Annotated in this window: 25 protein-coding genes; 10 read left to right on the forward strand and 15 right to left on the reverse strand. The window is 73.2% G+C overall.

Annotated elements, in window-relative coordinates; genetic code table 11:
* Positions 1-24: 24 nt before the first annotated feature.
* Positions 25-1,089, reverse strand: coding sequence for a cytochrome c oxidase assembly protein (locus tag TR48_RS02000; RefSeq protein ID WP_052442338.1), 1,065 nt, complete (start codon positions 1,087-1,089; stop codon positions 25-27).
* Between the two features lie 137 nt (positions 1,090-1,226).
* Here TR48_RS02000 and TR48_RS02005 point away from each other — a divergent pair, with 137 nt between their 5' ends.
* Entirely contained in the window at positions 1,227-2,054 is an 828-nt protein-coding gene (locus TR48_RS02005) for an exodeoxyribonuclease III (RefSeq protein WP_042364039.1), read from the forward strand.
* On the opposite strand, the gene TR48_RS02010 is transcribed toward TR48_RS02005, so the two are convergent.
* The 8 genes from TR48_RS02010 to TR48_RS02045 all read right to left on the reverse strand — a co-directional run bounded on the left by TR48_RS02010 (position 1,979) and on the right by TR48_RS02045 (position 10,076).
* Positions 1,979-2,737: a lysoplasmalogenase gene (locus TR48_RS02010; protein ID WP_063770877.1), complete on the reverse strand. Its 759-nt coding sequence runs from the start codon at positions 2,735-2,737 to the stop codon at positions 1,979-1,981. The two genes, TR48_RS02005 and TR48_RS02010, sit on opposite strands and share 76 nt — an antisense overlap.
* The gene (locus TR48_RS02015) at positions 2,734-3,612 is read right to left on the reverse strand and encodes a sterol desaturase family protein (RefSeq protein ID WP_042364040.1); all 879 of its coding nucleotides are present in this window, start codon (positions 3,610-3,612) and stop codon (positions 2,734-2,736) included. The genes TR48_RS02010 and TR48_RS02015 overlap by 4 nt, the downstream gene beginning before the upstream one ends.
* A 68-nt stretch (positions 3,613-3,680) precedes the next feature.
* On the reverse strand, positions 3,681-4,469 hold the full coding sequence (locus TR48_RS02020) for a hypothetical protein (protein ID WP_042364041.1): 789 nt from the start codon (positions 4,467-4,469) through the stop codon (positions 3,681-3,683).
* A 186-nt stretch (positions 4,470-4,655) separates the two neighbouring features.
* Positions 4,656-5,831, reverse strand: a complete 1,176-nt coding sequence (locus TR48_RS02025) for an amidohydrolase family protein (protein ID WP_042364214.1) — start codon at positions 5,829-5,831, stop codon at positions 4,656-4,658.
* A 119-nt stretch (positions 5,832-5,950) separates the two neighbouring features.
* A complete protein-coding gene (locus tag TR48_RS02030) occupies positions 5,951-7,261 on the reverse strand; it encodes an amidohydrolase family protein (protein ID WP_042364042.1) in 1,311 nt (436 codons plus the stop codon).
* 102 nt (positions 7,262-7,363) lie between these two features.
* Positions 7,364-8,251 (reverse strand): SDR family NAD(P)-dependent oxidoreductase, encoded by an 888-nt coding sequence (locus TR48_RS02035; RefSeq protein WP_042364043.1) that lies wholly within the window; start codon positions 8,249-8,251, stop codon positions 7,364-7,366.
* A 2-nt stretch (positions 8,252-8,253) separates the two neighbouring features.
* Positions 8,254-9,054, reverse strand: coding sequence for an acetoacetate decarboxylase family protein (locus TR48_RS02040; RefSeq protein ID WP_042364044.1), 801 nt, complete (start codon positions 9,052-9,054; stop codon positions 8,254-8,256).
* 95 nt (positions 9,055-9,149) lie between these two features.
* Positions 9,150-10,076, reverse strand: coding sequence for a DMT family transporter (locus TR48_RS02045; RefSeq protein ID WP_042364045.1), 927 nt, complete (start codon positions 10,074-10,076; stop codon positions 9,150-9,152).
* On the opposite strand from TR48_RS02045, the gene TR48_RS02050 reads away from it, so the two are divergent.
* Complete coding sequence (locus TR48_RS02050) at positions 10,075-11,517, forward strand: aminotransferase-like domain-containing protein (protein ID WP_042364046.1); 1,443 nt, start codon at positions 10,075-10,077, stop codon at positions 11,515-11,517. The genes TR48_RS02045 and TR48_RS02050 overlap by 2 nt on opposite strands.
* A gap of 119 nt (positions 11,518-11,636) precedes the next feature.
* On the opposite strand, the gene TR48_RS02055 is transcribed toward TR48_RS02050, so the two are convergent.
* Positions 11,637-12,308: an NAD(P)-dependent oxidoreductase gene (locus TR48_RS02055; RefSeq protein ID WP_042364047.1), complete on the reverse strand. Its 672-nt coding sequence runs from the start codon at positions 12,306-12,308 to the stop codon at positions 11,637-11,639.
* Between the two features lie 72 nt (positions 12,309-12,380).
* Here TR48_RS02055 and TR48_RS02060 point away from each other — a divergent pair, with 72 nt between their 5' ends.
* The 3 genes from TR48_RS02060 (at position 12,381) to TR48_RS02070 (ending at position 14,147) form a co-directional block, all read left to right on the forward strand.
* Positions 12,381-12,893, forward strand: coding sequence for a MarR family winged helix-turn-helix transcriptional regulator (locus TR48_RS02060; protein WP_042364048.1), 513 nt, complete (start codon positions 12,381-12,383; stop codon positions 12,891-12,893).
* Between the two features lie 79 nt (positions 12,894-12,972).
* Positions 12,973-13,599 (forward strand): TetR/AcrR family transcriptional regulator, encoded by a 627-nt coding sequence (locus tag TR48_RS02065; protein ID WP_042364049.1) that lies wholly within the window; start codon positions 12,973-12,975, stop codon positions 13,597-13,599.
* 161 nt (positions 13,600-13,760) lie between these two features.
* Entirely contained in the window at positions 13,761-14,147 is a 387-nt protein-coding gene (locus tag TR48_RS02070; protein ID WP_042364050.1) for a DUF4267 domain-containing protein, read from the forward strand.
* A 104-nt stretch (positions 14,148-14,251) separates the two neighbouring features.
* On the opposite strand, the gene TR48_RS02075 is transcribed toward TR48_RS02070, so the two are convergent.
* From TR48_RS02075 to TR48_RS46215, 3 genes are all read right to left on the reverse strand, one after another.
* Positions 14,252-14,647 carry a VOC family protein gene (locus TR48_RS02075; protein WP_042364215.1) on the reverse strand — a complete coding sequence of 132 codons (396 nt, stop codon included), beginning with the start codon at positions 14,645-14,647 and terminating at the stop codon, positions 14,252-14,254.
* Between the two features lie 62 nt (positions 14,648-14,709).
* Entirely contained in the window at positions 14,710-15,450 is a 741-nt protein-coding gene (locus TR48_RS02080) for a GntR family transcriptional regulator (protein ID WP_042364216.1), read from the reverse strand.
* Positions 15,451-15,710: 260 nt separating this feature from the next.
* Positions 15,711-16,076 (reverse strand): ClpX C4-type zinc finger protein, encoded by a 366-nt coding sequence (locus TR48_RS46215; RefSeq protein ID WP_042364051.1) that lies wholly within the window; start codon positions 16,074-16,076, stop codon positions 15,711-15,713.
* Positions 16,077-16,220: 144 nt separating this feature from the next.
* Here TR48_RS46215 and TR48_RS02090 point away from each other — a divergent pair, with 144 nt between their 5' ends.
* Both TR48_RS02090 and TR48_RS02095 read left to right on the forward strand, forming a co-directional pair.
* Positions 16,221-17,018: an SDR family NAD(P)-dependent oxidoreductase gene (locus TR48_RS02090; protein WP_042364052.1), complete on the forward strand. Its 798-nt coding sequence runs from the start codon at positions 16,221-16,223 to the stop codon at positions 17,016-17,018.
* Positions 17,019-17,098: 80 nt separating this feature from the next.
* A complete protein-coding gene (locus TR48_RS02095; RefSeq protein WP_042364053.1) occupies positions 17,099-17,569 on the forward strand; it encodes a MarR family winged helix-turn-helix transcriptional regulator in 471 nt (156 codons plus the stop codon).
* A 401-nt stretch (positions 17,570-17,970) separates the two neighbouring features.
* Here the strand turns inward: TR48_RS02095 and TR48_RS02100 are convergent, their stop codons facing one another.
* Entirely contained in the window at positions 17,971-19,314 is a 1,344-nt protein-coding gene (locus tag TR48_RS02100; protein WP_042364054.1) for a helix-turn-helix domain-containing protein, read from the reverse strand.
* A gap of 182 nt (positions 19,315-19,496) precedes the next feature.
* Here TR48_RS02100 and TR48_RS02105 point away from each other — a divergent pair, with 182 nt between their 5' ends.
* Positions 19,497-20,351, forward strand: a complete 855-nt coding sequence (locus TR48_RS02105) for a neprosin family prolyl endopeptidase (RefSeq protein ID WP_042364055.1) — start codon at positions 19,497-19,499, stop codon at positions 20,349-20,351.
* Positions 20,352-20,478: 127 nt separating this feature from the next.
* Here TR48_RS02105 and TR48_RS02110 read toward each other — a convergent pair whose 3' ends face one another.
* Entirely contained in the window at positions 20,479-21,159 is a 681-nt protein-coding gene (locus TR48_RS02110; RefSeq protein ID WP_042364056.1) for a ribonuclease H family protein, read from the reverse strand.
* A gap of 134 nt (positions 21,160-21,293) precedes the next feature.
* On the opposite strand from TR48_RS02110, the gene TR48_RS02115 reads away from it, so the two are divergent.
* Complete coding sequence (locus TR48_RS02115) at positions 21,294-22,898, forward strand: hypothetical protein (protein ID WP_236651968.1); 1,605 nt, start codon at positions 21,294-21,296, stop codon at positions 22,896-22,898.
* Positions 22,898-24,358: a DUF2252 domain-containing protein gene (locus tag TR48_RS02120; protein ID WP_084728701.1), complete on the forward strand. Its 1,461-nt coding sequence runs from the start codon at positions 22,898-22,900 to the stop codon at positions 24,356-24,358. The genes TR48_RS02115 and TR48_RS02120 overlap by 1 nt, the downstream gene beginning before the upstream one ends.
* Positions 24,359-24,487 lie beyond the last annotated feature (129 nt).

A 24,487-nucleotide genomic window follows, 5' to 3' on the forward strand; every position in this document is an offset into this window, starting at 1 on the left:
GCCCGGACGAGCCGACGGGGCCGGCTAGGCGTCCTTGGGGCCGCCGAAGCGGTGGGCGAGGTTGGGGTCGTCGAGCCACCAGGGGCGGAGCATCTCCGGGTCGTCGTCCGTGGCGACGACCGTCGCGGCGGCCGGGGCCGGGGCGACGGCATCGGGGGGCGCCGCGGTGGTGGCCTTGCGGGCGGCGGCCTCCTCGCGCTGGCGGGCGATCTGGGCGTCGATCGCGGCGTCGACCGCCGCCGTCTCGGCGCGGCCCTTGACCATCCAGCGGCGGACCAGGGCGGCGATGAAGGGCAGGCCGGCCATGTCGCCGAGGGCCCAGACCGTGCAGCCGCCCCACACCTGGTCCTCGCGGATCGACGGCCCCCACGGGCGGCCCAGCGCGGTGTAGTAGTGCTCGGCGACGGTCGAGTGGCCGTAGACCAGCATGATGCCCAGGCCCGCGTCGAAGATCACCTCGGCCATGGTGATGAAGAGGCCGACCAGCGCCGGGTACTCGTGCGCGACCGGGTCGATCTGCAGGCGGGGCCAGAAGTACGCCAGGCCCAGGACGACCAGGATCACGTGCAGGCCCGTGTTCCAGCCGGCGCTGGTCATGGTGTGCTCGTACCAGGGGGTGAAGTAGTAGAGCCACGGCGGCAGCATCAGCAGGGCAGTCGAGATCGCCGGGAACATCAGGATCCGCGACGGCCAGCTGCGCAGCACCTTCAGCAGCCGCTCCCGGCCGCGCTCGCCGACCGTCTCCGCGACCAGGCAGACCGGGCCGCCGAGGCCCAGCAGCAGCGGGACGATCATCAGCAGGGTGACGACCTGGGCCGCGCGGTCGGTGAAGAGGATCCGCTCGTAGACGCCGACGCCGGACATCGTCGACCAGATCCACAGCGCGCAGCCGCCGAACCAGGCGGCGCTGCGGCCCAGCGGCCAGCCGCCGCCCTTGCGGCGGAGCCGGACCAGCCCGAGCGCGTACAGCGCGGCCAGGACCACGGAGATCGTGAGGACGACCGGCTCGAGCTGCCAGCTGGTGATCACGTCCGACCACTGCCAGGCCGGGGGACCGCTGTAGCCCGCCGCGAGTGTCGTTCCCGCCATGCTCCTCGCCTGCCTCTGCCACGTCTCGCCTATCTAGCGCTGACCATCATGACGGACGGCGCACGAACCGGACGCACCGACCCCCCGAAGGTGTGAGGGACGCGTCGCTGTCGGTGGCGGGCGGTAGGTTGGGGCGCATGACGGTTCGCATCGCCACCTGGAACATCAACTCCGTGAACGCCCGGCTGGAGAAGCTGCTGGAGTGGCTTCGCTCGGCGCAGCCGGACGTCGTCTGCCTGCAGGAGCTGAAGACCACCTCGGACGCGTTCCCCCTCGAGGCGGTCCGGGAGCTGGGCTACGAGACCGCCGCGCACGGCACCGGCCGGTGGAACGGCGTGGCGATCCTGTCCAAGCTCGGCCTGGAGGACGTCGTCCGCGATCTGCCCGGCCAGCCCGGGTACCTCGATCCGGCCGTCGCGGGCGAGGAGACGCTGCTGCCGGCCGAGCCCGAGATCGAGCCGCGCGCCGTCGCGGCGACCTGCGGGCCGCTGCGGGTCTGGTCCGTCTACGTGCCCAACGGGCGCGAGATCGGCCACGCGCACTACGCCTACAAGCTGCAGTGGCTCTCCACCCTGCGCGACGCCGTCGTCGCCGACGCGGCGGGCGAGCGGCCGTTCGCCGTCCTCGGCGATTTCAACATCGCCCCCACCGACACGGACGTCTGGGACATCGCCAAGTTCGACGGCGCGACGCACGTGACGGAGGCCGAGCGGGCCGCGCTGGCGGACCTGCAGGCGGCGGGCCTCGCGGACGTCTTCCCGCGGCCGCTCAAGTACGACCACCCGTACACCTACTGGGACTACCGCCAGCTCAGCTTCCCGAAGAACTTCGGCATGCGCATCGACCTGGTCTACGGCAACAAGGCGTTCACCGAGGCCGTCTCCGACTCCTACGTGGACCGCGAGGCCCGCAAGGGCAAGGGCACTTCGGACCACGCACCGGTCGTGGTCGACCTCGCGCTCTGATCCCACGCGCCGACGGCTCCCGTCACCAGCAGGTACTGGCCCGCCAGATAGGTCAGCATGATCCAGAAGTCGGCGGCGGGCAGCTGCGGCCAGTGCGCGAGGCCGGTGGCGATCAGCGAGTCCGAGAGCAGGAAGAGCCCACCGCCCACCGCCTTGCGGGGCAGCCCCACGGGCGGCCCCGACGCCAGTGAGGTGGCCGCGGTGCCGGCCAGCAGCAGGCTGTAGCAGGCGACGGGGATGCGCAGGCCGGCCGGGAGGTCCGGCCAGAGCAGGGTGATCAGCGCCGCCCAGACGACGGCGTAGCCCCCGAGCGCCAGCCGCGCCCGGCGGGTGAGCGGCCGCAGCGCGCCGCCGCGGGTGAACAGGGTGATGTAGCAGACGTGCGCGGCGGCGAAGCCGCCCATGCCCACGAGGAACCAGACGCCGCCGAAGAGCAGCGCGGTGTCCCCGACGCAGGAGGCGAGCAGTGCGCCGATCAGCAGCCTCGGCGCGCGGCGCGGCACGAAGGCCAGGGCGAGCGCGGGCATCAGCAGCGGCTTGAGCAGCTCCGTCGCCAGCGGCAGGCCGACGAGGATCAGCGCGAGGTAGACGCCGGACAGGACCAGATAGCCCGTGAGCCGGTGGTTCGGTGCGAAGGCTCGCGCGGTGGGCGCGTCCGGGGACGGGGCGGCGGACGTGCTCACGCGGCGGCCTCGGCCTTCGGGGGCGCCGGCACCGCGGCGTCGCCGGCGACGGGCGCCCAGCCGGGCCCCCGGAAGAGGTAGCCGAGGCGCTCCCGCCAGCCGTGCGCGGCGGCGAGGTCGCGGCCGATGGACGCGTACTCGTGGGTGGCCACGCGCAGCGGGTTGTAGGTGGCGATGTTCTTGGTCAGCCCGTAGACGGGGCGGTCGGTCTCGGCGGTGAAGGTGCGGAAGAGCCGGTCCCAGACGATCAGGATGCCGCCGAAGTTGCGGTCCAGGTAGCCGCCCTGGGAGGCGTGGTGGACGCGGTGGTGTGACGGCGTGTTGAACACCGCCTCGATCGGCCGCCAGAGCCGGTCGATGCGCTCGGTGTGGATCCAGAACTGGTAGACCAGGCTGACCGAGCCGCAGAAGGCCACGGCTGCGGGGGAGATGCCGAGCAGCACCATCGGCAGGTAGAAGACGCCGAAACTGAGATCCGTCCACGGCTGCCGCAGGGCTGTGGAGAGGTTGTAGTGACGGCTGGAGTGGTGCACCACGTGCTGGGCCCACAGCAGCCGGACCCGGTGGTTGCTCCGGTGCGACCAGTAGTAGCAGAAGTCCTGGAGCAGCAGCATCACCGGAAGCGTCGCCCAGTGCACGCCCATCCGCAGCGGGGTGAGCTCGTAGACGGCGCCGTAGAGGATGACGGTCGGGATCTTCCAGAGCAGGTTGGTGAGGAGACTGCCCAGCCCCATGCTCAGGCTGGTCGCGGTGTCCTTGCCGGCGTAGCCGACCTCCTCCTCGTCCGGATGGATCAGGAAGGAGACCAGCTCCACGACGGTGAGCAGGACGAACGCGGGTATGGACCAGAGCACGGGGTCGGGCAGGTTCGGCATGGCCCGCAGCGTAGGCGCGGGGGGACGTGCTGACTAGATGTCGTTACCGGGAAGTAGTCGCGCGCCGGTCAGAGGGAGGCGCACTCGCCCAGCTTGAGACCCTTCACCATGTTCGGCGCGCCGCCGGAGTCGCCGAGCTGGGCGGCCGGCTTGTTGAGGTAGCAGCCGAGGTCGCCCCTGACGGTGTTGGTGACGACCTCGTTGCCGTCCGGGTCCGCCGTCCTGTCGTCGAGGACCAGGATGTTGGTGCCGACGTGGTTGCGGATCACGCCCATCCAGCAGGAGCGCAGGTGGCTGGTGGTGATGTAGCCGCCGACGGTGTTGTCCTCGAAGTCGTCGTAGGCCGGGGTGCCGGTCCCCAGATTGGGGATGCTCGCGAGCTGCGCCGACGGCGCGCAGGTGAGGCCCGGTCCGTCGGCCAGGGTGGTGATGTCGCCCTTGACCCTGTCGGCGTGCAGGATCACCGCGGTGGCGTGGTCGCTGTTGATGTTGCCGCCCACCTCGTCCTTGGTGGGCGTCGCGCAGTTGGTCTCGGTGTTGCAGCCGAGGCCGAGCACGGCGCCGCGGCCGACCTCGACGTTGCCCTTGACGTGCACGTGGCCCGTGGTGATGGCGTTGAGCGTCGAGCCCGAGGTGACGTAGAGCTGGGTCTCCACGGTGACCTTCGCGCCGTCAGGGACGGTGCAGTCGCCATGGACCACGAGCTCGTAGTAGTCGCCGGAGGCGATGTCGCCTCCGTGGCAGACCACGGTCGTGGCGCCGTGCGGGGCGGCGTGGGCGGCGGGGGCGCCCGCGAAGGCGAGGGCGGACACGGCGGTGAGGGCCACGGGGGCCGACCGGAGCAAGGTACGGAACAACGTCGTTCTCCTCGAAGAGCCCCCCTGACTGGCTGACGCTGGTCACGCTAGGCGGGGTCCCGGGGCCTCGCCACGCAACCGACGGCTGAAGTGACGGCCCGTTCCCTGTGCCGACCGGTCGTCACCGGCCTTGCGGCGCCCGGTTTCACCCGGACGGCGCGCGGCCGGTCGCGTCCTGCCGGACCCTCACCAGACCCGGACCGAGGAGCCCTTCGCGAAGACCGGGCTCGTCGCTCCGGGCGGGGGCGCCGCCAGCGGCCGGTCCACCTCCTCGACCAGGGGCCCGACCTTCGCGGCGATCGGGTCCAGCGCGTCGAGGTCGAAGCCGTAGACGCGCGCCGCGTTGCCGCCGACCATCGCGGCCACCTCCGCGAACGGGACCCCCGCGAAGGAGGTGCGCAGCGCCTCGGTGGTGTAGGGGTAGGTGCCCTCGTCGTGCGGGAAGTCGCTGCCCCACATGATCTTCTCGAGGCCGATCCGGTCGCGCAGCGGCACCTCGTGCGCGCGCATGAAGCTCGCGCCGACGTAGCAGTTGCGCTGCCATGCCGCGCGCGGCCCGTCGCCCATCAGGTCCGCAAGCCCCGCGCCGAACTTCGACTCCGCCGTCGCCGCCCGCGTCGCCGCGCCGACCAGACGCTGGTGGTAGTAGTCGAGCATGTCCAGCACGCCCGGGATCCAGCCGGAGCCCTGCTCGGTGAGGACCAGCTTCAACCCGGGGTGGCGATGGAAGACCCCCGCGAAGGCGAGGTGCCACAACGCCCGGTGCGAGAACCACGTCGTCTCCACCATGAACACCGCCCGCGCGGCCGGCTCCTCCCGAAGCTCCGGGCTGGCCGAGCCCGCGTGGTGGTTGACCGGCACGCCCAGCTCCGCGCAGACCGCCCACAGCGGCTCGTAGACACTCGACCACAGCTCCGGCACCGGCGACCCGGGCGGCACGCCCGGCAGCACCAGACCTCCCGTCAGCCCGGCGGCGTGGCAGTGCCGGACCTCGGCGACGGCGGCGTCCACGTCGTTCAGCAGGATCTGGAAGGTCCCGGCCCGGCGACCGGGCGCCTTGGCGCAGAAGTCCGCCATCCAGCGGTTGTGCGCCTGCAGCCCCGCCCAGCGCAGCTCGAACTCCTGCGCCGTCGGCTGGACCGCGCTGAGCGAAGCGCTGGGGAAGAACGGCGGCACGGTGTTGGGGAAGACGACCTCGGCGACGATGCCGTCCTGCTCCAGCTCGGCCAGGCGCCGGTCGGAGTCCCAGTTGCGGGTGGCCTCGGGCGCCATCAGGTCGGTGAACGGGTTGACGTAGGCGGCGGCCCAGGCGTCGAAGGCCTCGTGGTGACGGATCGCCAGGTAGGGGCGGTACTCCAGCAGGTCCGCGCCCGCGTGGCAGTCGGCGGAGACGACGGTGTAGCGCTCGGGGCGTTCGGGCCGTTCAGGCCGTTCAGGCCGTTCGGGCTGTTCAGGCCGTTCGGGGTGCTCACTCGGGCGGGTCACAGCGTCGTCCCTTCCGTCGGCGCGGCGGTCCCGATGAACGGGAAGTCATGGCCCGTCAGCCAGTGCCGCCCCACCGCCCGCGCGGGAGCCCAGGCCGCCTCGATCGCGGCCTGGTCGCGCGGCTGCCCGAGGTCGGCCGGTCGCGGCCCGATCCGTTCGGCGATCGGCGCGAGTCTGGCCGTGTCGAACCCGAAGACCTCCGCGCAGTTGAGGCCGAGCATCCGCCGCGTCTCGTCGACCGGGATGTCGCGGAAGGTGGTCGCCACCCACCGGCGGGTCTCGGGCCAGGTGCCCTCGGGGTGCGGGTAGTCGCTGCCCCAGCAGATCGTGCCGACGCCGATCTCGTAGCGGTGGGCGAGCTCGCGCCGCTTGGTGTTGGTCGCGGCGACGAAGCAGTTGCGGTCCACGTACGAACTCGGCGGCATCGTGAGCTCGCTGAACGGCGAGAGCTTCTTGCCGCCGTGCGCTCCGAGGTAGAGCCGGTCCATGAACCACAGCAGGTTCGGCAGCCACCAGCAGCCGGACTCCGCGACGCCGAACCGCAGCCCCGGGAACCGCTCGAACACCCCGGACCAGAGCAGGAACCACAGCGGCCGGGCCGGCCAGAACGTCACCTCGGTCACGTAGATGCCGAGGTGATTCCCGTACTCGTGCCGCGGCGCGGCGCCGGAGTGCGTGACGACCGGCATCCGCAGCTCCTCGCACACGGCCCACACCGGGTCGTAGCGGCGGTCGTGGTACGGCTCCTTGTCCACCCACATCGACGGGATCATCACCGCCCCGAGCCCGTCCGCGTGCGCGCGCCGCACCTCGGCGACGACGAGGTCCGGCTCCGCGGTGATCGGCAGCAGGGCGACGCCGCAGCGCCGCTCCGGGCTCCCGCCGGCGCGGATGAACTCCGCGAGCCACCGGTTGTGCGCGCGGGCGCCCGCCATCCCGAGGACCGGGTCCTGATCCCCGCTCAGCCCGAGGCCCACGCCGAAGGGCGCGGCGGTGCGCGAGTCCACGGCGTCGGCGTCCGGGAACACGACCTCGGCCGCGACCCCGTCCCCGTCCAGCTCCTTGTCGCGCTGGGCGGCGTCCCACCCGCCGCGCAGGCCCTCCTCGTGGTCCTCGAACCACTTCTGCGCGAAGGCTTCGTTCCGCACCCCGAGGCGCGTCGCCTCGTCCCGCCGGGCCTGGGCCTGCGCGAGGAACTCGTCGAACGCGCGATGGTGCGCGGCCTCCAGGTACGGGCGGTACTCCTCGGTGGGGAGTCCGGCGTGGCAGTCGGAGGAGATGACGAGATAGGGATCTTCGTAGGACATGAACTTCCTCCTCTCTGGGAAGTTTCACTTCGCCAGGGCCCTGCGCGTTGAGGACCTACCGCTCATCAGTGGCTTGTCGCGCAGTTCCCCGTGCCCTGGGGGCTACTCGTCGAGAATGAACTGTTCGAGGTAGCCCGGGTTCTCCCGGGTGAGCATGGACCGGGACCGCGCCCGGATCTGGCGGTCGCTGTGCTCGCTCGGCGGCAGCAGCCAGAAGCGGTCGGCGCGGATCCCGTCGGCGACGAAGTCCGCGACCTCCTCGACGGGCGTGAAGTGGACCTCGTGGCCGGAGGCCTCCATCGCCGCCTCCCACTGGGCCAGCGACCGGTACGGCGTGCGCCGTGGCCGCTGCTTCGCGAAGCGTTCGGGGCGGTTGCGGTGGGACTCCCACAGGCCGGTGCGCAGCATGTGCGGGCCCGGGAAGAGGACGGACGCGCCGATGGGCGCGCCCTCGGCGCGCAGGTGGGCGTAGAGGGACTCGGTCATGGTGACCACCGCCGCCTTGGTCACGGCGTACACCGACGCCGTCGGCAGCGGGGCGATCCCGCCGTCGCCGGAGGAGGTGTTGACGACGTGTCCGGGCTCGCCGCCCGCCAGCATGCGCGGCAGGAAGGCCTGCACGCCGTGGAAGACGCCCCAGACGTTGACGGCGAACGCCCACTTCCAGTCGTTCGGCTCGTGCTCCCACATCCGGCCCTCGGCGCCCGAGCCGACGCCCGCGTTGTTGCACAGGGCGTGGACCCCGCCGTACGCGTGGTACGCCGCCTCCGCCAGCGCCTCGACGCTGTCGCGCTCGGAGACGTCGGTCAGCTGCCCGATCGCCTCCGCGCCCTGCTCGCGCAGTCCGGCGACCGCCTTGTCGAGCGCGGCCTCCTCGACGTCGGCGACGACGACGCGCAGGCCGTCCGCCGCGAAGCGGCGGGCCATGGCGAGGCCGATGCCGCTCGCGCCACCGGTGACGACGGCGACCTGTCCCTGCGTCAGCTCCATCCTCACCCCTCCTGCGGCGGCGTGACGGAGTCGAGGACCTGCGCCGGGTCGTCGTAGCGCTGGTGGACGAACGGGAGCAGCGCCCGCGCGCTGACCCGCTCGACCACGCGGCCGCGCTGGTCGGAGGTCTTCTCCCCGACGGTGATCTCCAGCAGCCGCCGGACCGGCAGGTCCGCGACGGGGTCGAACGCGGACTCGCGCAGGATCACCTCCCCGGTCACCGCCTCCAGCCGGCGCACCCGCTCGACGCGGGTGCAGTGGACGAGGACCGGGTCGAGGTCGAAGCCCTCGCCGTCCACGGCGGGGAGGAACTTGAAGTAGAAGTCGACCTTCTCGGCGGGCTCGGGCACCGGCAGCTCGCCGGTGACGCGGCCGTGGACCTCGACGAAGTCGACGCCGTGGCGGCCCAGGCGGGCCGTGACCACGTCGCCGTCCCGGGCGACGGACACCTCGCCGAGCTTCTTCGGCTCGCCGAAGACCTCCCGGCCGCCGATCAGGGCGCGCTCGGTGGTCATCGGCATGACCAGCGGATACCAGCCGCTCTGCCCGCCGTGCTGGGCCGAGACGGCGAAGGACCCGGCGCCGAGCGGGCTGCCGAAGATGTCGACCTGGCTGATGTTCACGCGCACCAGAGGCCGTCCGCCCGGCTTCAGCGGCGCGGGCAGCACCTGGGCGACGGCGTCCGGGTCGCTCTCCCAGACCGCCGCCACCCCGGTGGACCAGATGTCCGGCAGGACCGAACGGGCCTGCTTGGCCGCGCTGATCTCCTCCTCGGTGCGCGCGCCGTAGCGTACGCGTGCCATGGCGGTACCGTCCCTTCGCCGACGTTCCCGGTCGTTCTCTGTAACGGTGTTACTTACTCCGAACGGCGCGAAGGGTGAAGACTCATGACGGTAATTCAGTTCGTTTGTCCGGCCCGTTGGGTGGTCGCGATGCAGGCGAGGACGAGGAGGGCCGCGATCGGTGCCGCGGCGGGGATGCGCTCGTGGAGCAGGAGCGCCGCCCACAGCAGGTTGAGCAGCGGCTGCGCGAGCTGGATCTGCGCGGCCCGCTGGACGCCGATCAGCGCCATGCCCTGGTACCAGGGGATGTAGCTGACGAACTGCGACAGGCCGAGGAACAGCACCCCGGCCAGTGCCGTCGCGCTCACGCGCACCGGCTCCCCGGTGACGGCCGGGATCGCCAGCACCGCGGTGACGGGCAGGACCGCGACCAGGGCCCAGGCGATCACCTGCCAGCCGGGCATCTCCCGCGCTAGCCGTCCGCCCTCCGCGTACCCTGCCGAGCACAGCAGCAGGGCCGCGAACAGGTAGAGGTCCGCCGCGCTCGGCGCGCCGCCGTGTTCGAACAGGGTGAAGGCGACGACGGTCGCCGCGCCGGCGAGGGCCGCGGCCCAGAAGGCGCGTGGCTGGCGGCTGCGGGTGCGCGCGGCGGAGTAGCAGGAGGTCGCGAGCGGCATCAGGCCGATCACGACGGCGGAGTGCGCGGTGGTCGTGGTCCGCAGGGCGAGGGTCGTCAGGGCCGGGAAGCCGACGACGCAACCGAGCCCGACCGTGGCCAGTCCCGCCCAGTGCCGTCGTTCAGGCCGGGGTGCCCGGAACAGCGCCAGACAGACGGCGGCGATGACGGCGGCGATCGCCCCGCGCAGGCCGACGACGCTCCACGGACCGAACCCGCGCAGGGACCACTCGGTGGCGGCGAAGGAGAGCGAGAACAGGCCGACGCCGGAACCGGCCAGCAGTACGCCGCCGCGACCGCTCCGCTCAGCTGCGGCGGAGCCGACCGCTATCGGCTGAGGGAGAGTAGCGCTATTGTGTGCCTTCATGAACGACGGTAGCAGTGTCACCGAGCTCACGGAAACACTGCGTCGTGCCTGGGAGCGCTATCCGACGGGAGAGAAGCTGCCGTCCAGCCGTGCGCTGGTGGAGCGGTACCGAGTGAGCCCCGTGACCGTCTCGCGGGCGATCGGCGCGCTCGCCGCGGAGGGGCTGGTCGTCAGCCGCCCGGGTGCGGGGGTCTTCCGCGCCGAGCGGCGCGCGCCGAGCCGGGGCGGGGGTGACCTGTCCTGGCAGGAGGTCACCCTCGGCGCCCATGACGCGCTCGCCGCGCCGCGCGCGGACGCGAGCGGCCTGCTGGCCACGCTGACCCTGCCGCCCGCCGACGTCGTCGACCTGAGCAGCGGCTACCCGCACCCGTCCCTGCTGCCCGAGCGGGCCCTCGCCGACGCGCTCGCCCGCGCGGCGCGCCGACCGGACGCGTGGAGCCGTCCGCCTGTGGAGGGCCTGCCGGAGCTGCGCTCCTGGTTCGCGCGAGAGATCGGCGGCCCCGAATCCGCCCTGTCCGCGGCGGACGTGCTGATCACCGCGGGCGGCCAGAGCGCGCTGACCGTCGCACTCCGCGCCCTCGCCCCGGCGGGCGCGCCGGTGCTGGTCGAGTCCCCGACGTATCCCGGCGTCCTCGCAGTCGCCCGAGCGGCAGGCCTGCGCCCCGTCTCCGTCCCCGTAGACGCGGACGGGCTGCGCACCGACCTACTCGCCGACGCGTTTGCGGTGACCGGCGCGCGGCTGCTGGTCTGCCAGCCGCTGTTCCAGAACCCGACCGGTGCCATGCTCGCGGCGGGTCGCCGCGCCGAGGTGCTCCGACTCGCCCGTGCGGCAGGCGCGTTCGTCGTCGAGGACGACTACGCCCGGCTGCTCGCGCACGCCGACGCGCCCGCGTTGCCGCGACCCCTCGCCGCGGACGATCCGGACGGCGTGGTCGTCCACGTCCGCTCGCTCACCAAGGCCGCGTCCCCGAGCCTGCGCATCGCGGCGCTGAGCGCGCGTGGCCCCGTGTTCGAACGCCTGCGCGCCACGCAGGCGGTGGACAGCTTCTTCGTGCCGCGCCCGCTCCAGGACGCCACGTTGGAGCTGGTCTCCGCCCCGGCCTGGGCGCGCCATCTGCGGAGCTTGGCCGCCACGTTGAGCGAACGGCGGGCCGCGCTCGGCGCGGCGCTGGCTCGTGGCCTCCCGGATCTCCCGCCCGCGCCCCTGGCTCCCGGCGGTTACCTCGCCTGGCTCCCTCTCCCGTCCGGCTCGGACGAGGCGTCGGTCGCATCGGCGGCGCTTCGCGCCGGCGTCGCGGTCACCCCGGGCGCGGCGTACTTCGCGGCCGAGCCGCCCGCCCCCCACCTGCGGCTCACCCATGTGGCAGCCGTCAGCTCCGCCCAACTGGCCGAGGGGGTAGCCCGGTTGGGGCAGGCGTGGGCGAGCCTTCGGCAGGGATGACGCTTGCCTCCCGGGGTGCTCCCGTCCCCGCCCGTGCCGCCCTGCGGGCCTTGGTCGGCCGACCGGCGCCGTGACGGCACGAGCGCCTTGCGGACGGCCTCCTTGCGGTCTCCGCGGAGTCAGTAGGCGACGCCGACCACGGCCCGCTCGGTCTCGGGCATCGAGAGGGTGCGCAGCATCAGGTCGGCCACGTCCGCGCGGGAGATCTTGGTGCCGCCGCGCAGGTTGTGGCCGAGCGCGGTGCGGTAGTGGCCGGTGTGCGGCATGTCGTTGAGCTGCGGCGGGCGGACGGCCGTCCAACTGAGGCCGCTGGCACGGAGCTCGTCCTCCATCGCGGCCAGGTCCGCGTAGTGGTCGCGGAAGACGCGTTTGACGGCGGGGCTGAGCAGGTGCCGCATGAAGAAGCCGTCGCCCTCGTCGTGGCGGGACGGATGCGGGCGCGCGGGTGACGGGACGGTGCCGATCGGCGCGGCGCTGACGACGACGAGCCGCTCGCTGCCGACGGCGGTCATCGCCTCGATCAGCGCGCGGGTGCCCCGGGAGGCGACGCCGTGGTCGGCCTTCGTGCGCGCGCCGAGGCCGGAGAGGACCGCGTCGGCGCCGGCCACAGCCGAACGCAGGGCGTCGGCCTGGCCGTCGGGCGCGGAGAGGTCAACGGCGACGGCGTCCACCTCGACGTCGAGCCGGGCCGGGTTGCGGACCACGGCGGTGACCTCGTGCCCGGCCGTGAGCGCCTGGGCCAGCAACTGTCGGCCGATGCCGCCGGTGGCGGCCACGATGGTGAGCTTCATGGGACTTCCCCTGCCGATGCGAGGTGCGGGTAAGGTTCCTTTGTAAGCCGTACACTATGGAGACCATAACATATGAGTTCCAAAGTATCTAGCGACGAAGCCGCCCGTGGGGACAGCCCTCAGAACGGCCGCCGGGACGCTCGGCGCGAGGTCAGGGAGGCACTGCGCGAGCTCGGCGTCCAGCTCGCCCAGCTGAACCGCCGGGTCAGCGGACGGCTCGGGCTGCGCGACGCGGACATGGACTGTCTGGACCTGATCGGCCGGCTCGGCCCGATCGGCGCGGGCCCGCTGGCCAAGGCGGCAGGCCTCCATCCGGCGACCCTCACCGGCGTCCTGGACCGCCTCGAGCGCGCCGGGTGGATCGTCCGCGAGCGCGACGCCGAGGACCGGCGCGCGGTCCGGATCCGGGCACTGCCCGAGCGCGGCAAGGAGGTGCTGGCGCAGTTCGCCGGGATGAACGGCGCGGTGCAGGAGATCTGCTCCCGCTACGACGAGCAGCAGCTCGGCGTCATCGCCGACTTCCTCGCGCGCGTCGCGGAGGCGGGCCGCGCCTCGACGCTCGCGCTGGACGACGCGGAGCGGTAGCTCCTCCGCGTCACGCCCATCTGTGGTATTCCGGAGCACAGTTGGCAACGCGTTCGCGCGGACGCGAGGGGGGTGCGGGATGGCCGTGAAGGACGCGCTCAGCCGGGGCGCGGTGCTGGACGCCGCCGCCGAGCTCGTCCGCGCCCACGGGCCGGGTGCGCTGACGATGCGTCGGCTCGCCGCCGAACTGGGCTGCGCCGTCACCGCGATCTACTGGCACGTCGGCAACCGTGAGGCGCTGCTGGACGAGTTGGTCGCACGCACGGTCAAGGAGATGGGGGAGATCCGCGCGGAGGGCCGCACGCCCGTGGAGCGCGCGGAGTCGGTCGCCCTCGCGCTGCGCCGCAAGCTGCGAGCCCGCCCGCACCTGATCGCGCTGGTCCACGAGCGCGGCCTCACCGAGCTGATGATGCTGCCCGCGCAGCGCGCCCTGGTCCACGAGGCGCACGCCGCCGGCCTGCGCGGCGCGGCCGCCGCCGAGGCCGTCCGGGCGCTCCAGTTCCAGATCGTCGGCTTCGTCCTGGTCGAGCGCAATCGCGAACGGGCTCCCGCCCAGCACCCGGGAGAGCCCGACCTCTGGACCCCGGAGGCCGCCGAGCAGGACCCGGAACTCGCCACCTCCTTCGCGGCGCCCCCGGACCCCGACATCCTCTTCCGCGCCTCGGTCCGAGGCCTCATCGCCTCCCTCTGGGCGGTTCGCGGCTAGCCAGTCGCCGGGGCGGTTCCCTCCGCGAGCAGAGCACCCGATGCGGATAAAGGAAATGCTAGCACCGCTAGACATCGGGTCGGCGCTATGTCTAGCATTGCTAGTAGATCGAGCAGCGCTCGGCGCGGGGCCGATGTCGCGAAGGAAGGGGAACACCCGTCATGCCTACCGCCGTCACCACCGTCGCCGTCGTCCTCGCCTGGGTCGTCGCCGTCGGGATCACGTTCATCGGCGCCCGCAACCTGTGGACCCCGCAGGGCGCCGTGGATTTCGGCATCCCCGGCACCCGCCCGGAGGACGCGAGCTTTCGCGCCTGGCTCCGCGTCAAGGCGGACCGCGACATCGGCGCCGGGCTCGTCATGGCGGTCGTGCTGATCGGCGGCAGCGCCCACCTGATCGGCTGGTTCACGCTGGTCGGGGCGGTGATGCCGCTGTGCGACGCGCTGATCGTCAGGAGGAGCGGCGGATCCGCGCCAATCTATCTCGGGGTCCACGGCGCCACAGCCGCGGTCATGGTCGCCGCCGGCGCGCTGCTGGCGCTGTCCTGACCGCGCACACCGACGGGCTCCGACGGGAAGACCCTCGTGGGGCCCGTCGTCATGGTGCGTTCTGCCCGGCGCGCCAGCCGCGGATCCGGCCCGGGACCCCGGGCTCAGGCGGTCTGTGTGAGGAAGACCCAGATGTGACCGAAGGGGTCGCGCAGCACCGCCCGACGTGCGGGGTAGGGCATGTCGGTCGGCGGGGAGAGAAGCTCCGCGCCCGCCGCCACCGCCTGGGTAGTCAGGCCGTCCACGTCCGGGACGTAGACGTGCAGGCCGACGGAGCAGCCGCCGGCGCCCGGGGCCGCGTACGGGGTGTGCGCGTCGCCGAGCATGAACCTGGAGTCGTGAACGGTGATCTCGGCGTGGGCGATCCGTCCGTCCTCGTTCTCCCGCCGAAAGTGCTCGGTCGCTCCGAACGCGGTCGCGTAGAACGCGATCGCCTCGGCCGCGCCGTCGACCATCACGTGCGGGATGACGGCGTACTTGTACTGCTCGGGGATGTCCATGGCCGTCACGCTAGAGCCTGACGGTCGGTCAGGAATCGAGCGAACCTCGAGAGCGGTGGACGCTAGCTCTCCTCCGCGACCAGGTGCGCGGTGAAGCTGAAGCGGTCGCCCCGGTACAGGGAGCGGACGCACTCGACGGGGCGGCCGTCGCGGTCGCGGGTGACGCGGTTGAGCAGCAGCATCGGCAGGGCCGGGCTGGTGCCGACCAGTTGCACCTCGCGCGGGGAGGCGAGCACCGTCTCGATGCGCTCGTCGGCGTCCGCGAAGACCACGCCCGCCGCGCGCAGGTACGCGTAAAGCGAGGTGCGCGGGTCGAACTCGGTGGCCAGCGCCGGGAACCGCTCCGCGGAGAGGTAGGTGCTCTCCAGGCCCACCCGCTCCTCGTCCGCGAACAGCAGGCGCTCCAGGTGGAAGACCGGCGCGCCCGCCTCGACGAGCAGGCCCGACGCGAGCGCCGGGTCCGCGGCGAGCTGCTCGAACGCCACCAACTCGCGGCCGGGCCGCCTGCCCTGGCGGCGCAGTCCCTCGGTGTAGCTGGCCAGGATCAGCGGCTGCACCAGCTTGGGCCCGGCCGCCACCGTCGACCGCCCGCTGCGCTGGACGCGCCCCTCCAGGCGCAGCTCGCGGATCGCCTGCCGCACGGTCATCCGCGAGACGCCGAACCGCTCCGCGAACTCCCGCTCGGTCGGCAGCGGCGTCCCCTGGCCCAGCTCGTCCAGGACCGCGTCGATCTTCTGCTTCACCTGGAAGTACTTCGGCAGTTCCCCCCGCTCGGGCACCCCGGCCCGCGAGGCGGCCAGCATCGCCGGACTGACGGGCGCAAGAGGCGCGCGGGGCGCGGCGGGCAGGGCAGGCACGACGGGACCGGTCGCGCTCGGCGGTTCGACGGGCAGGCTGCTCACGCCCGGAGCCTAACCCAGGCGGCCATAACGGTCGGCATGACGGAGCAGGCGGACATTCCCCCGACGGGCACCCCCCGACGGGCACCCCCCGCCGGACACCCCCCGCCGGACGTCCCGCCCGGCCCGGTCCGGATCCGCGGGTCCGAGCCCGGCCCGGTGCCTCACTCCTCGCCGGAGAAGCGCTCCCAGGCGGACTGCCGGGTGACGCCGAGCGACTCGCCGATCCTTGCCCACGTGACCCCGCGGCGGCGGAGCTCCTGGACCCAGGCGCGGAGGTCGGCCTCGGCCTGGTCGATGTGCGAGGCGACGCGGGGGATGTGACCGAGCATCTCCTCGTCCGAGAGGGAGGCCCAGACCGGCGTGCTCGGGCCCGCTGAGGCGGTCGGGCCGGCGTCGACGACCGATGCGGCCAGGGTCACGCACGCGTCGCAGATGTAGACGCCCGGGCCGGCCACGAGCCTGCGGACGGCGGGGTTCGGCTTGCCGCAGAAGGAGCACCGGGCGATCTCGGTCGCGCTCTCGGTCAACGGACTCTCCTCGGTTGTCAGGGATCCCCTGACGCCCACCGTAGGCCGTCAGGGGATCCCTGACAGGAAGCGGAGGCGCGACCGCACCGCTTCCAGCGCCGCGTCGTTGGTCACGGCAGCGGAATCGACGGACGGGAGCGAGCGGTGACGAAGCCTCTGGTGGAGCTGGCGGGCAAGTCGTGCCTGGTGACCGGCGCGGCGAGCGGGATCGGGCGGGCGACGGCGGAGCTGTTCGTGCGGATGGGCGCGGACGTCGTGGGCTCGGACCTGGACGGGGCGGGCCTGGAGCGGCTCGGCGCCCGGCTCGTGGCCGAGAGCGCGCCGGGGCGGCTGCTGCCGGTCGTCGGGGACGTGGCCGTCCCGGCGGAGGTGCGCCGGATGGTGGCCGCCGGCGTGCGGGCCTTCGGGCGGCTGGACGTCGCCGTGGCGAACGCCGGGATCCTGCCCCTGTCCGACGTGCTGGAGACCACGCCGGAGGACTGGGACCGGGTGATGGCGGTCGACGGGCGCGGCATGTTCCTGACCTGCAAGTACGCGATCGAGGCGATGCTCGCGCAGGAGGAGCAGCACGAGGGGCGCGGCAGTGCGATCGTCTGCGTCTCGTCCATCTCGGGTCTGGCCGGACAGGCCCGGCAGGCCGCCTACGGCCCGGCGAAGTTCGTCGCCTCCGGCCTGACCAAGCACCTGGCCGTGGAATGGGCCGCCCGCGGCATCCGGGTCAACGCCGTCGCGCCGGGCACCATTACGACCGAGCGGGTCCGCGCGCTCGCGGACGAGCCGGGCGGGCCCGACTACCTGGAGGGGATGGCGCAGGCCCACCCCCTCGGGCGGCTCGGCGCGCCCGAGGAGGTGGCGAAGGCGATCGCCTTCCTCGCCTCGGACGCCGCCTCGTTCGTCACCGGCGTGGTGCTCCCCGTGGACGGCGGGTACATGGCCCGCTGAGCGCCGTCGCCCGACGCGTCGTCCTGGGCAGCGTTCTTGGCATACTGACCAGCAGGGACGACGAATCGGAGACGGGCGCGATGGACAAGCCGGGGACGCCGGGCAGGCCCACGGAGCTGATCGAGTACGAGATGATGGTGCTCGGCCGGCACGTGCACATGGGCTCCCCCAGCAAGCGCACCAGCGCGAACCTGGAGCGCAGCGCCTACATCCTGCTCAGCCGTCTCCAAGGCGAGGGTCCGATGTCCATCGGGCAGCTCAGCGAGGCCTTCGGCCTCAACGCCTCCACGTTGAACCGGCAGACCGCCGCGCTGGTCGGCGCGGGCCTGGCCGAGCGGATCCCGGACGCGGACGGCGGCATGGCCCGCAAGTTCCGGATCACCGAGGAGGGCGCGAGCCGCCTGGAGGAGGCGCGCGCCGAGCTTGTCTCGGGCCTGGACAAGGTCCTTTCCGGCTGGGCCCCCGAGGACGCCGCCGCCTTCGCCGACTACCTCAAGCGCTTCAACACCTCCATCGAGCACATCGACGGGCGCCCCTGGCCCCGGCCCTGAGGCGTCAGCCCGCGCGGGGCGTGACCACGCCGTTGGACATCGCCAACGGCACGCCCGTCGTGGCCAGTTCGTCCGGTGCGGCGGTGAGCGGACCGAGGGCGAAGGCAGGCCTGGCCGATGCGGGCGCCAGAAGAGCCGGGCGGCCGGCTCTTCTGGCGCCCGGCTCTTCTCCAGCGACGCCAGATCGGCCAGCGCCGCTGAGCCCCGCACTGGGGCGCGGAACCCCACGGGGCGGCGTGTCACAGCGCGGCACGCGGGGCCCCAGCGCGTCCCGGCCTCCCGGCTCCCCGACCGGGAGCCGCCGGCCTGCGGCGGGTGGCGGGAGCGCGTCCCGGCTCTCCCGTCGAGGGCTTGAGCGCCGCCGCCCTGCGGCGTTCTTCGCGCGCGGCCGGCCGCCCGTCTCAGAACGGCGGGGTGGCCGGGGCGGGGCCGAGGGTGGTGGCGCCTGGGGCGGCCTGGTGTCTCAGGCCGTCGCGGTAGGTGTCCAGTGCTTCGTCCACCCGTCCTGCGCGGCGCAGCAGGTCGCCGAGCAGTCGGCACAGGTCGGCCAGGTCGGCGGCGGCGCCGCTGCCCACCAGCAGGGCCAGCGCGGCCCGGTAGTGGTCCTCGGCGGCCGCAGCCTCGCCTCGCTGCTCGGCGATCCGGCCCAGCAGCCGGTGCGCAGCGCCGGCATGCACCGCGCCCCGGCCGGGGTGCAACGCGCCGGTCGGATCCGTGAGCAGCGCCGCGGCCTCCTCCAAGCGGCCCGCCCGGCGCAGCACGTCGGCCAGTTCGACGTCGATCTGCTGGGTGTAGAGGGTGATCCGGCCGCGAGCCAACAGCTCGCGTGCGAGCCGCAGTTCACGCTCGGCCGCGAGCAGGTCGCCCTCCTGGGCCCGCAGATAGCCGCGCATCCAGTGGCAGTGGGCCAGTTCGGTGCCGATCCGCAGCTGCCGGTAGAGCTCCTCGGCCCTGGTCAGTGACGCCTCGGCCTCGGCGGCGCGGCCTTCGGCCAGCAGTGTGCGGGCCACACCGCGGTGCAGCCGCGCCACCAGCGCGGGATCGTCGACCTGGGGAGCCAGGGCGAGCGCGAGCTCGGCGGCCTGGGCGGCGCGGCGGTGCGCGCCGAGGTCCATGTAGGGAGCGATCACCGCGGAGTAGAGCAGCAGCAGCGCGTGGGGGTCGGCCAGGCCGCCGGTGTTGAGCCGGTCGATCGCGCTCTCCAGCAGGTAGCAGCTGTACCGCAGGTCGCCGGCCAGCAGGTGGGCGACAGCACGGCCGCGCAGGGCCGGTACCCGCTGCGGCAGCGGCGCGTCCCGCAGCAACTCCTCGGAGCGTTCGAAGGAGTCGAGCGCGAGCTCCAACTCCCCGAGATCCAGGGCGCAGTCGCCGAGCCCGAGCAGTGCCGCCGCCTGCCGTTCGGCGAGGCCGTGCCGTTCGGCCTCGGCCCCGAGCTCACGGAACTCCTCGGCCGCGCGCGTCGCGTCGCCGGCGCAGAGCAACTGGCGGGCTTCCGCCAGCCTCAGCCCCAACTCACCGGCCAGTTCCGGGGGACGCCCGGTGGCCAGGAGCTCGTAGCTCACCTCGAGCCGGTCGGCCAGGTAGCGCAGCGCGGCCTCGGAGGGGCGTACCTTGCCGGCCTCCAGCGTGGAGATGTACGCGGGCGTGTAGTCCGGCTCGGCGAGGGCACGTTGGGTCAGGCCGCGCTCGGTGCGCAGCCGCAGCACCCGGCGGCCGAGGGCCTCTCGATCGGTCGGCTCGTTCACTGGTGTCACATCCGCAGAGGGTAGGGCCTGTCGTGAGGTTCAGGCCCGCAGGGGCTCTTGCCGGAACGAGGCGGGGCCGCTAGCTTGGCCGCCGGTGTAAGTCTGACACTTAATCATACTTACATTGCTGCTTACGTCACGCCCCCTCCCGCACCTCCTCCTCGCACCGGAACGGGACCCTCATGCGCATCCGCCACGCCCTGGTCAGCGGCGCCACCGCCCTCACCGCCGCGCTCAGCCTGCTCGCCGCAGCACCCGCCGTCCCCGCGACGGCCGCCGGCTCCGCCCGCGCGCAGCGGGCCGCAACGCTCGCGCCGACACCGCCCGGTCTGCCTCCGCTGGTCAACGGCAGCGGCCCGATCTGCTGGTTCGGGGCCTGCTACGACTACGTGTCCGGGCGTCAGACCACCGACACCGCGGGCGCTACCATCCGGATGCTGCAGGCGGATCCGGCGATCAAGCCCGGCGACACCGATTCGCACTCGCTGCAGGAGTTGGCGCTGCAGTCCGCCGACCAGAAGTCCACCGTCGAGATCGGCTGGACCGTCGACCTCGGCCTCAACGGCGACCTGCTGCCCCACCTGTTCGTCTACCACTGGGTGGACGGCCAGGAGAGCTGCTACAACGGCTGCGGCTTCGTCCAGGTCTCGCACACCGCGAAGGCGGGTATGGCCCTGCGTCCCGGCGCGACCGCGCAGTTCTCGATCCTGAACCTCGCGGGCGACTGGTGGGTGTTCTACGACGCGCAGGCCGTCGGGTACTTTCCCGGCTCGCTGTGGGGCGGCGCCTACGACCGCGCCCAGGTGGTCACCGCCTTCGGCGAGGTGGCCCACGCCGCCGACAGCACCTGCGAGCAGATGGGCGACGGCCGCCTCGGCACCGCCCACGGCTCCGGCTGGATATCCGACTACCGACTGCTCGGCGCCGTCGACCGCTCCCGGCTCACGGTCGCCGCGACCAGCCCGGCCCTCTACGACGCCGGGCGGGTCACCTCCACGTCCTTCCACCTCGGCGGCCCGGGCACCGGCCCCTGCTGACGGGTTCGGGCCCGGCCGCACTGAGGGGTGGCAGGCCGCGTCCCCCTCACGCGGCAAGATCGCCGTCACCGTGGGGATCCGTGCCCCGCCGGCGGACGGGCGGGGCCGGGTCGGCCGGCGCGGTCGGTCAGACGGACGCGCACTCCGGGTGGCCCCAGCTGGAGCCGACCTTGGTGATCTTGTCGCCCTTCGCGTACGGGCGGGAGCACGGACACGTGCCCGGGTAGCGCGCGGCGAGGGTGCGACCCGTGCCGCCACCACCACCGCTGCCGCCCGAACGCGCGGGCTTGGAGACCTTCGCCCGGCCCGCGGGCGTGACCGGGTCCGGGACGGGGAGGTCCGCCGAGGTGCCGGAGGCGCCGCGCTGGTGGCGGGCGGCGTCGCTCGCCGCCTTGTCCGCGATGGCGTTCAGCGGGTCGCCGTCGACCTGGTGCGCGGGGACGTAGACGAAGGAGACGTCCCGGCCGGCGAGCAGTGCGTCGATGTGCTGGATCAGCTCCTGGTTGGCGACGGGCTTCCCGCCCGCCGTGCGCCAGCCGTTGCGCTTCCAGTTGGCGAGCCACTTGGTGACCGCGTCACGCGTGTACGTGGAGTCGAGCCGGACCTCCAGGGGCGTCGCCGGGTCCGTGTCCTGCAGCAACTGCTCCAGCGCGGTCAGCTCGCCCACGTTGTTGGTGCTGTGCCCGAGCGCGCCCGCGCGCCAGCGTTGGGGGGCGCCGGAGGAGTCGGCGATGACGTAGGCCCAGCCCGCAGGGCCGGGATTGCCTTTGGCGGCGCCGTCACAGGCGGCGATGATGCGGTCGACCATGCATCGATCATCCCAGGTCCTGCGAGTGCTTCCGCCGAACGGCGGGCCTCCGATCGCGGGCGGTGTCCCGCTGCCGTTCACTGGTCGAACCGGCCTGTGCACAGCCGAGTGCGGTTCGGTCGGAAGGGGCAGACATGTCGGACGACGCGCGGACGCCGGACGAGCCGGACGCGGCAGGCACCCCGGAGGAGCCGCGCCCCCCAGGGCCGGCGGGCCCCCCGGAAGGGCCGGCCACCCCCGAGGGGCCGACCACCCCGAGCGCGGCGGGCTCCCCTGAGCGACCGACCACCCCGGGCGCGGCGGGCTCCCCGGAAGGGCCGGGCACGCCTGAGGGGCCGAGCACCCCGAGCGCGGCGGGCTCCCCGGAAGGGCCGGGCACGCCTGAGGGGCCGAGCACCCCGGGCGCGGCAGGCCCCCCGAGCGCGGTCGGCACTCCGGCCGCGGCAGGCGCCTCGGCTGGGGCGAGCCGGCAGGACGAGGCCGAGCTGCGGCGTCTCCGGGCCCAGGTGGCCGAGCTCCAGGCGCCCCGGAGCCGCTGGAAGTCCGCCCTCTCCGCCGTGCTGATCACCGTCGCGTGCATCATCGCGCCGCTCGCGATCGTCGCGTCCTGGGCGTCCAGCATCATCGGCGACACCAACCGCTACGTCGCCATGGTCGGGCCGCTGACCGCGAACCCCAGCGTCCAGGCCGCCATCGCGAACCGCACCGCGCAGGCGGTCTCCCAGCACATCGACGTGAACGACCTGCTCCAGCAGGTCGCGCCGACGGACCGGCCGAAGCTGGACGCGGCGCTCGGCAAGCTCAGCGGGCCGATCGACAACGCGATCACCAGCTTCGTCCAGAAGCAGACGCAGAACGTCGTCGCCAGCTCCTGGTTCCAGGGCTTCTGGGTGGACGCCAACCGCCGCATCCACCAGACCATGGTCAAGGCCCTGACCGGCCAGGGCGGCGGCGCCGTGCAGCTGACCCAGAACTCGGTCGTGATCGACCTCGCCCCGGTGATCGACCAGGTCAAGCAGCGGCTCGTCAGCAACGGCATGACCATCGCCGCGAAGATCCCGGAGATCCACACCAACTTCACGGTCATCAGCAACCAGAACATCGGCAAGGCCAAGACCGGCTTCCGGCTGCTGCAGATCGTCGGCAACTGGCTGGGCGTCATCGGCGTGCTGCTGACCGTCGCCGGCGTCTGGCTGGCCCGGCGGTGGCGGCGCGCCGCGGTCGCGGCCTCGTTCGGGATCGCGGCAGGGGCGCTGGTGCTCGGCATCGGCCTGACCGTGTTCCGTGCGATCTACCTCGACAAACTTCCCGCCGACGTCAACCAGGACGCGGCCAAGGCGATCTACGATCAGCTGGTGCTCTTCCTGCGTACGGCCGTCCGCTCGGTCGTGGTGCTGGGCATCGCCGTCGGTCTGGGCTTCTGGCTCGCCGGTCACGGTCGCAGGGCCGCGCGGATCAAGGGCGTGGTCTACGCCGGCGTCGACGCGACACGCGGGGCGCTGGACAACGCGGGGATGAAGCTTGGGCCGGTCGGCCCTTTCGTGCACCGCTACCACAAGTGGATCATGTGGATCGTGCTGGCGGCCGGCGGTCTGACGTTGGCGCTGTGGTCGTACCCCACCGGGATGGTGGTTTTCTGGATCGTGGTCATCGTGGTGGTCGCGCTGCTGGTGGTGCGCTTCCTTGACGAGGAGCGGCCCGCCGCGCCGACGACACCCGAGGGTCTGGAGGGTTCGTGATGGTGACGGAGAAGCCGAAGTCGGAGAAGACAGCGAGGTCGGAGAAGACAGCGAAGTCCGAGAAGCCGCAGAGCTCGCCGAAGCCGAAGAAGGAGACCGGACCGAAGTCCGTGCCCCAGGGCGCGCGGCTGGCCGAGGAGGAGTCGCGGGGCCGGCAGGTGCGCAAGACGGTGCCCCGCTCCTCCCAGGGCCCCTGGACGCCGCCGAAGGACCGCACCGATCCGATCGCCATCCTGGAGGCCCAGGCCGCCACCCGCGTGCCGGAGCTCGTCCCGATCCGCTACGGGCGGATGGCCGCCACCGAGTTCGCCTTCCTGCGCGGCGGGCCCGCGATCATGGCCTCGGACCTCGCCTCGACGCCCAACACCGGGCTCAACGTGCAGTTGTGCGGTGACGCGCACCTGTCCAACTTCGGTTTCTACGCCTCGCCCGAGCGCACCCTGCTGTTCGACCTGAACGACTTCGACGAGACGCTGCCCGGCCCCTTCGAGTGGGACGTCAAGCGGCTGGCCGCGTCCGTCGCCGTGGCGGCCCGGCAGAACGGCTTCACCGAGGCCGCCTCCCGCGACGCCGCGCAGGCGGCCGCCCGCGCCTACCGCGAGCACATGCGCGAGCTGGCCACCTGGTCCGAGCTGGACGTCTGGTACGAGCGGGTGGACACTCAGGAGCTCCTCTCCGAGGTGCGCAAGCGCAACCGCGCCGAAGCCGAGCAGATGCTCACCAAGGCCCGCAGCAAGACCAGCCTCCAGGCGCTGGAGAAGCTGACCGAGCCCGGACCCGACGGCGAGCCGAGGATCAAGCACGACCCGCCGCTGATCCAGGCGATCGGGATGCGCGACCTCGGCGTCGTCCAGGAGACGTTCGAGGACTTCTTGCACAGCATGCGGGAGGACCGCCGCCTGCTGCTGGAGCGCTTCCGGATCGTCGACGCGGCGCTGAAGGTCGTCGGCGTCGGCAGCGTCGGGACCCGCTGCTTCATCGCCCTGCTGGCGGGCACCACGGTCGGTGACCCGCTCATGCTCCAGATCAAGGAGGCGGAGCAGTCCGTGCTGGCCGCCCACCTCGCGCCCAGCCGGCACCGGCACCAGGGCGAGCGCGTCGTCGCCGGCCAGCGGCTGCTTCAGGCGGCCAGCGACATCTTCCTCGGCTGGGCCACCGGCCCCGCCGGACGCTTCTTCTACTGGCGGCAACTGCGCGACATGAAGGGCTCGGTGGAGATCGAGCGGCTGGACTCGCGGATGCTGCAGCGCTACGCCCAGGTCTGCGGCCGCACCCTCGCCCGCGCCCACGCCCGCTCCGGCGCCCGTGCGGAGATCGCCGAGTACCTCGGCCGCAGCGACGTCTTCGACCGCGCGGTGGCCTCTTGGGCCGTCGGCTACGGAGAACAGACCCACCGCGACCACGCGGCCCTGCTGGCCGCCATCGCCCAGGGCCGCGTCCAGGCCGTCAGCGACGTGTGAGCCGCGCGCGGACGTGCGCACCGCCGCGGGCGCGTCGGACCGGCCGGTCCGTGCCGGTGCGGTGCGGCGCTCGGCGGGCCGATGAGGGCTGTCGCGGATACCGTGACCGGACTGGCATGTGGGCGCGTG

It is taken from the genome of Streptacidiphilus neutrinimicus (assembly GCF_000787815.1).
Taxonomy (GTDB): domain Bacteria; phylum Actinomycetota; class Actinomycetes; order Streptomycetales; family Streptomycetaceae; genus Streptacidiphilus; species Streptacidiphilus neutrinimicus.

Coding starts and splice junctions, on each gene's coding strand:
- TR48_RS02000 (WP_052442338.1), bottom strand. CDS start 1,089: ATGGCGGGAACGACACTCGCGGCGGGCTACAGCGGTCCCCCGGCCTGG.
- TR48_RS02005 (WP_042364039.1), top strand. CDS start 1,227: ATGACGGTTCGCATCGCCACCTGGAACATCAACTCCGTGAACGCCCGG.
- TR48_RS02015 (WP_042364040.1), bottom strand. CDS start 3,612: ATGCCGAACCTGCCCGACCCCGTGCTCTGGTCCATACCCGCGTTCGTC.
- TR48_RS02030 (WP_042364042.1), bottom strand. CDS start 7,261: ATGTCCTACGAAGATCCCTATCTCGTCATCTCCTCCGACTGCCACGCC.
- TR48_RS02035 (WP_042364043.1), bottom strand. CDS start 8,251: ATGGAGCTGACGCAGGGACAGGTCGCCGTCGTCACCGGTGGCGCGAGC.
- TR48_RS02040 (WP_042364044.1), bottom strand. CDS start 9,054: ATGGCACGCGTACGCTACGGCGCGCGCACCGAGGAGGAGATCAGCGCG.
- TR48_RS02050 (WP_042364046.1), top strand. CDS start 10,075: ATGAACGACGGTAGCAGTGTCACCGAGCTCACGGAAACACTGCGTCGT.
- TR48_RS02045 (WP_042364045.1), bottom strand. CDS start 10,076: ATGAAGGCACACAATAGCGCTACTCTCCCTCAGCCGATAGCGGTCGGC.
- TR48_RS02055 (WP_042364047.1), bottom strand. CDS start 12,308: ATGAAGCTCACCATCGTGGCCGCCACCGGCGGCATCGGCCGACAGTTG.
- TR48_RS02060 (WP_042364048.1), top strand. CDS start 12,381: ATGAGTTCCAAAGTATCTAGCGACGAAGCCGCCCGTGGGGACAGCCCT.
- TR48_RS02065 (WP_042364049.1), top strand. CDS start 12,973: ATGGCCGTGAAGGACGCGCTCAGCCGGGGCGCGGTGCTGGACGCCGCC.
- TR48_RS02070 (WP_042364050.1), top strand. CDS start 13,761: ATGCCTACCGCCGTCACCACCGTCGCCGTCGTCCTCGCCTGGGTCGTC.
- TR48_RS02075 (WP_042364215.1), bottom strand. CDS start 14,647: ATGGACATCCCCGAGCAGTACAAGTACGCCGTCATCCCGCACGTGATG.
- TR48_RS02080 (WP_042364216.1), bottom strand. CDS start 15,450: ATGCTGGCCGCCTCGCGGGCCGGGGTGCCCGAGCGGGGGGAACTGCCG.
- TR48_RS02095 (WP_042364053.1), top strand. CDS start 17,099: ATGGACAAGCCGGGGACGCCGGGCAGGCCCACGGAGCTGATCGAGTAC.
- TR48_RS02105 (WP_042364055.1), top strand. CDS start 19,497: ATGCGCATCCGCCACGCCCTGGTCAGCGGCGCCACCGCCCTCACCGCC.
- TR48_RS02110 (WP_042364056.1), bottom strand. CDS start 21,159: ATGGTCGACCGCATCATCGCCGCCTGTGACGGCGCCGCCAAAGGCAAT.
- TR48_RS02115 (WP_236651968.1), top strand. CDS start 21,294: ATGTCGGACGACGCGCGGACGCCGGACGAGCCGGACGCGGCAGGCACC.
- TR48_RS02120 (WP_084728701.1), top strand. CDS start 22,898: ATGGTGACGGAGAAGCCGAAGTCGGAGAAGACAGCGAGGTCGGAGAAG.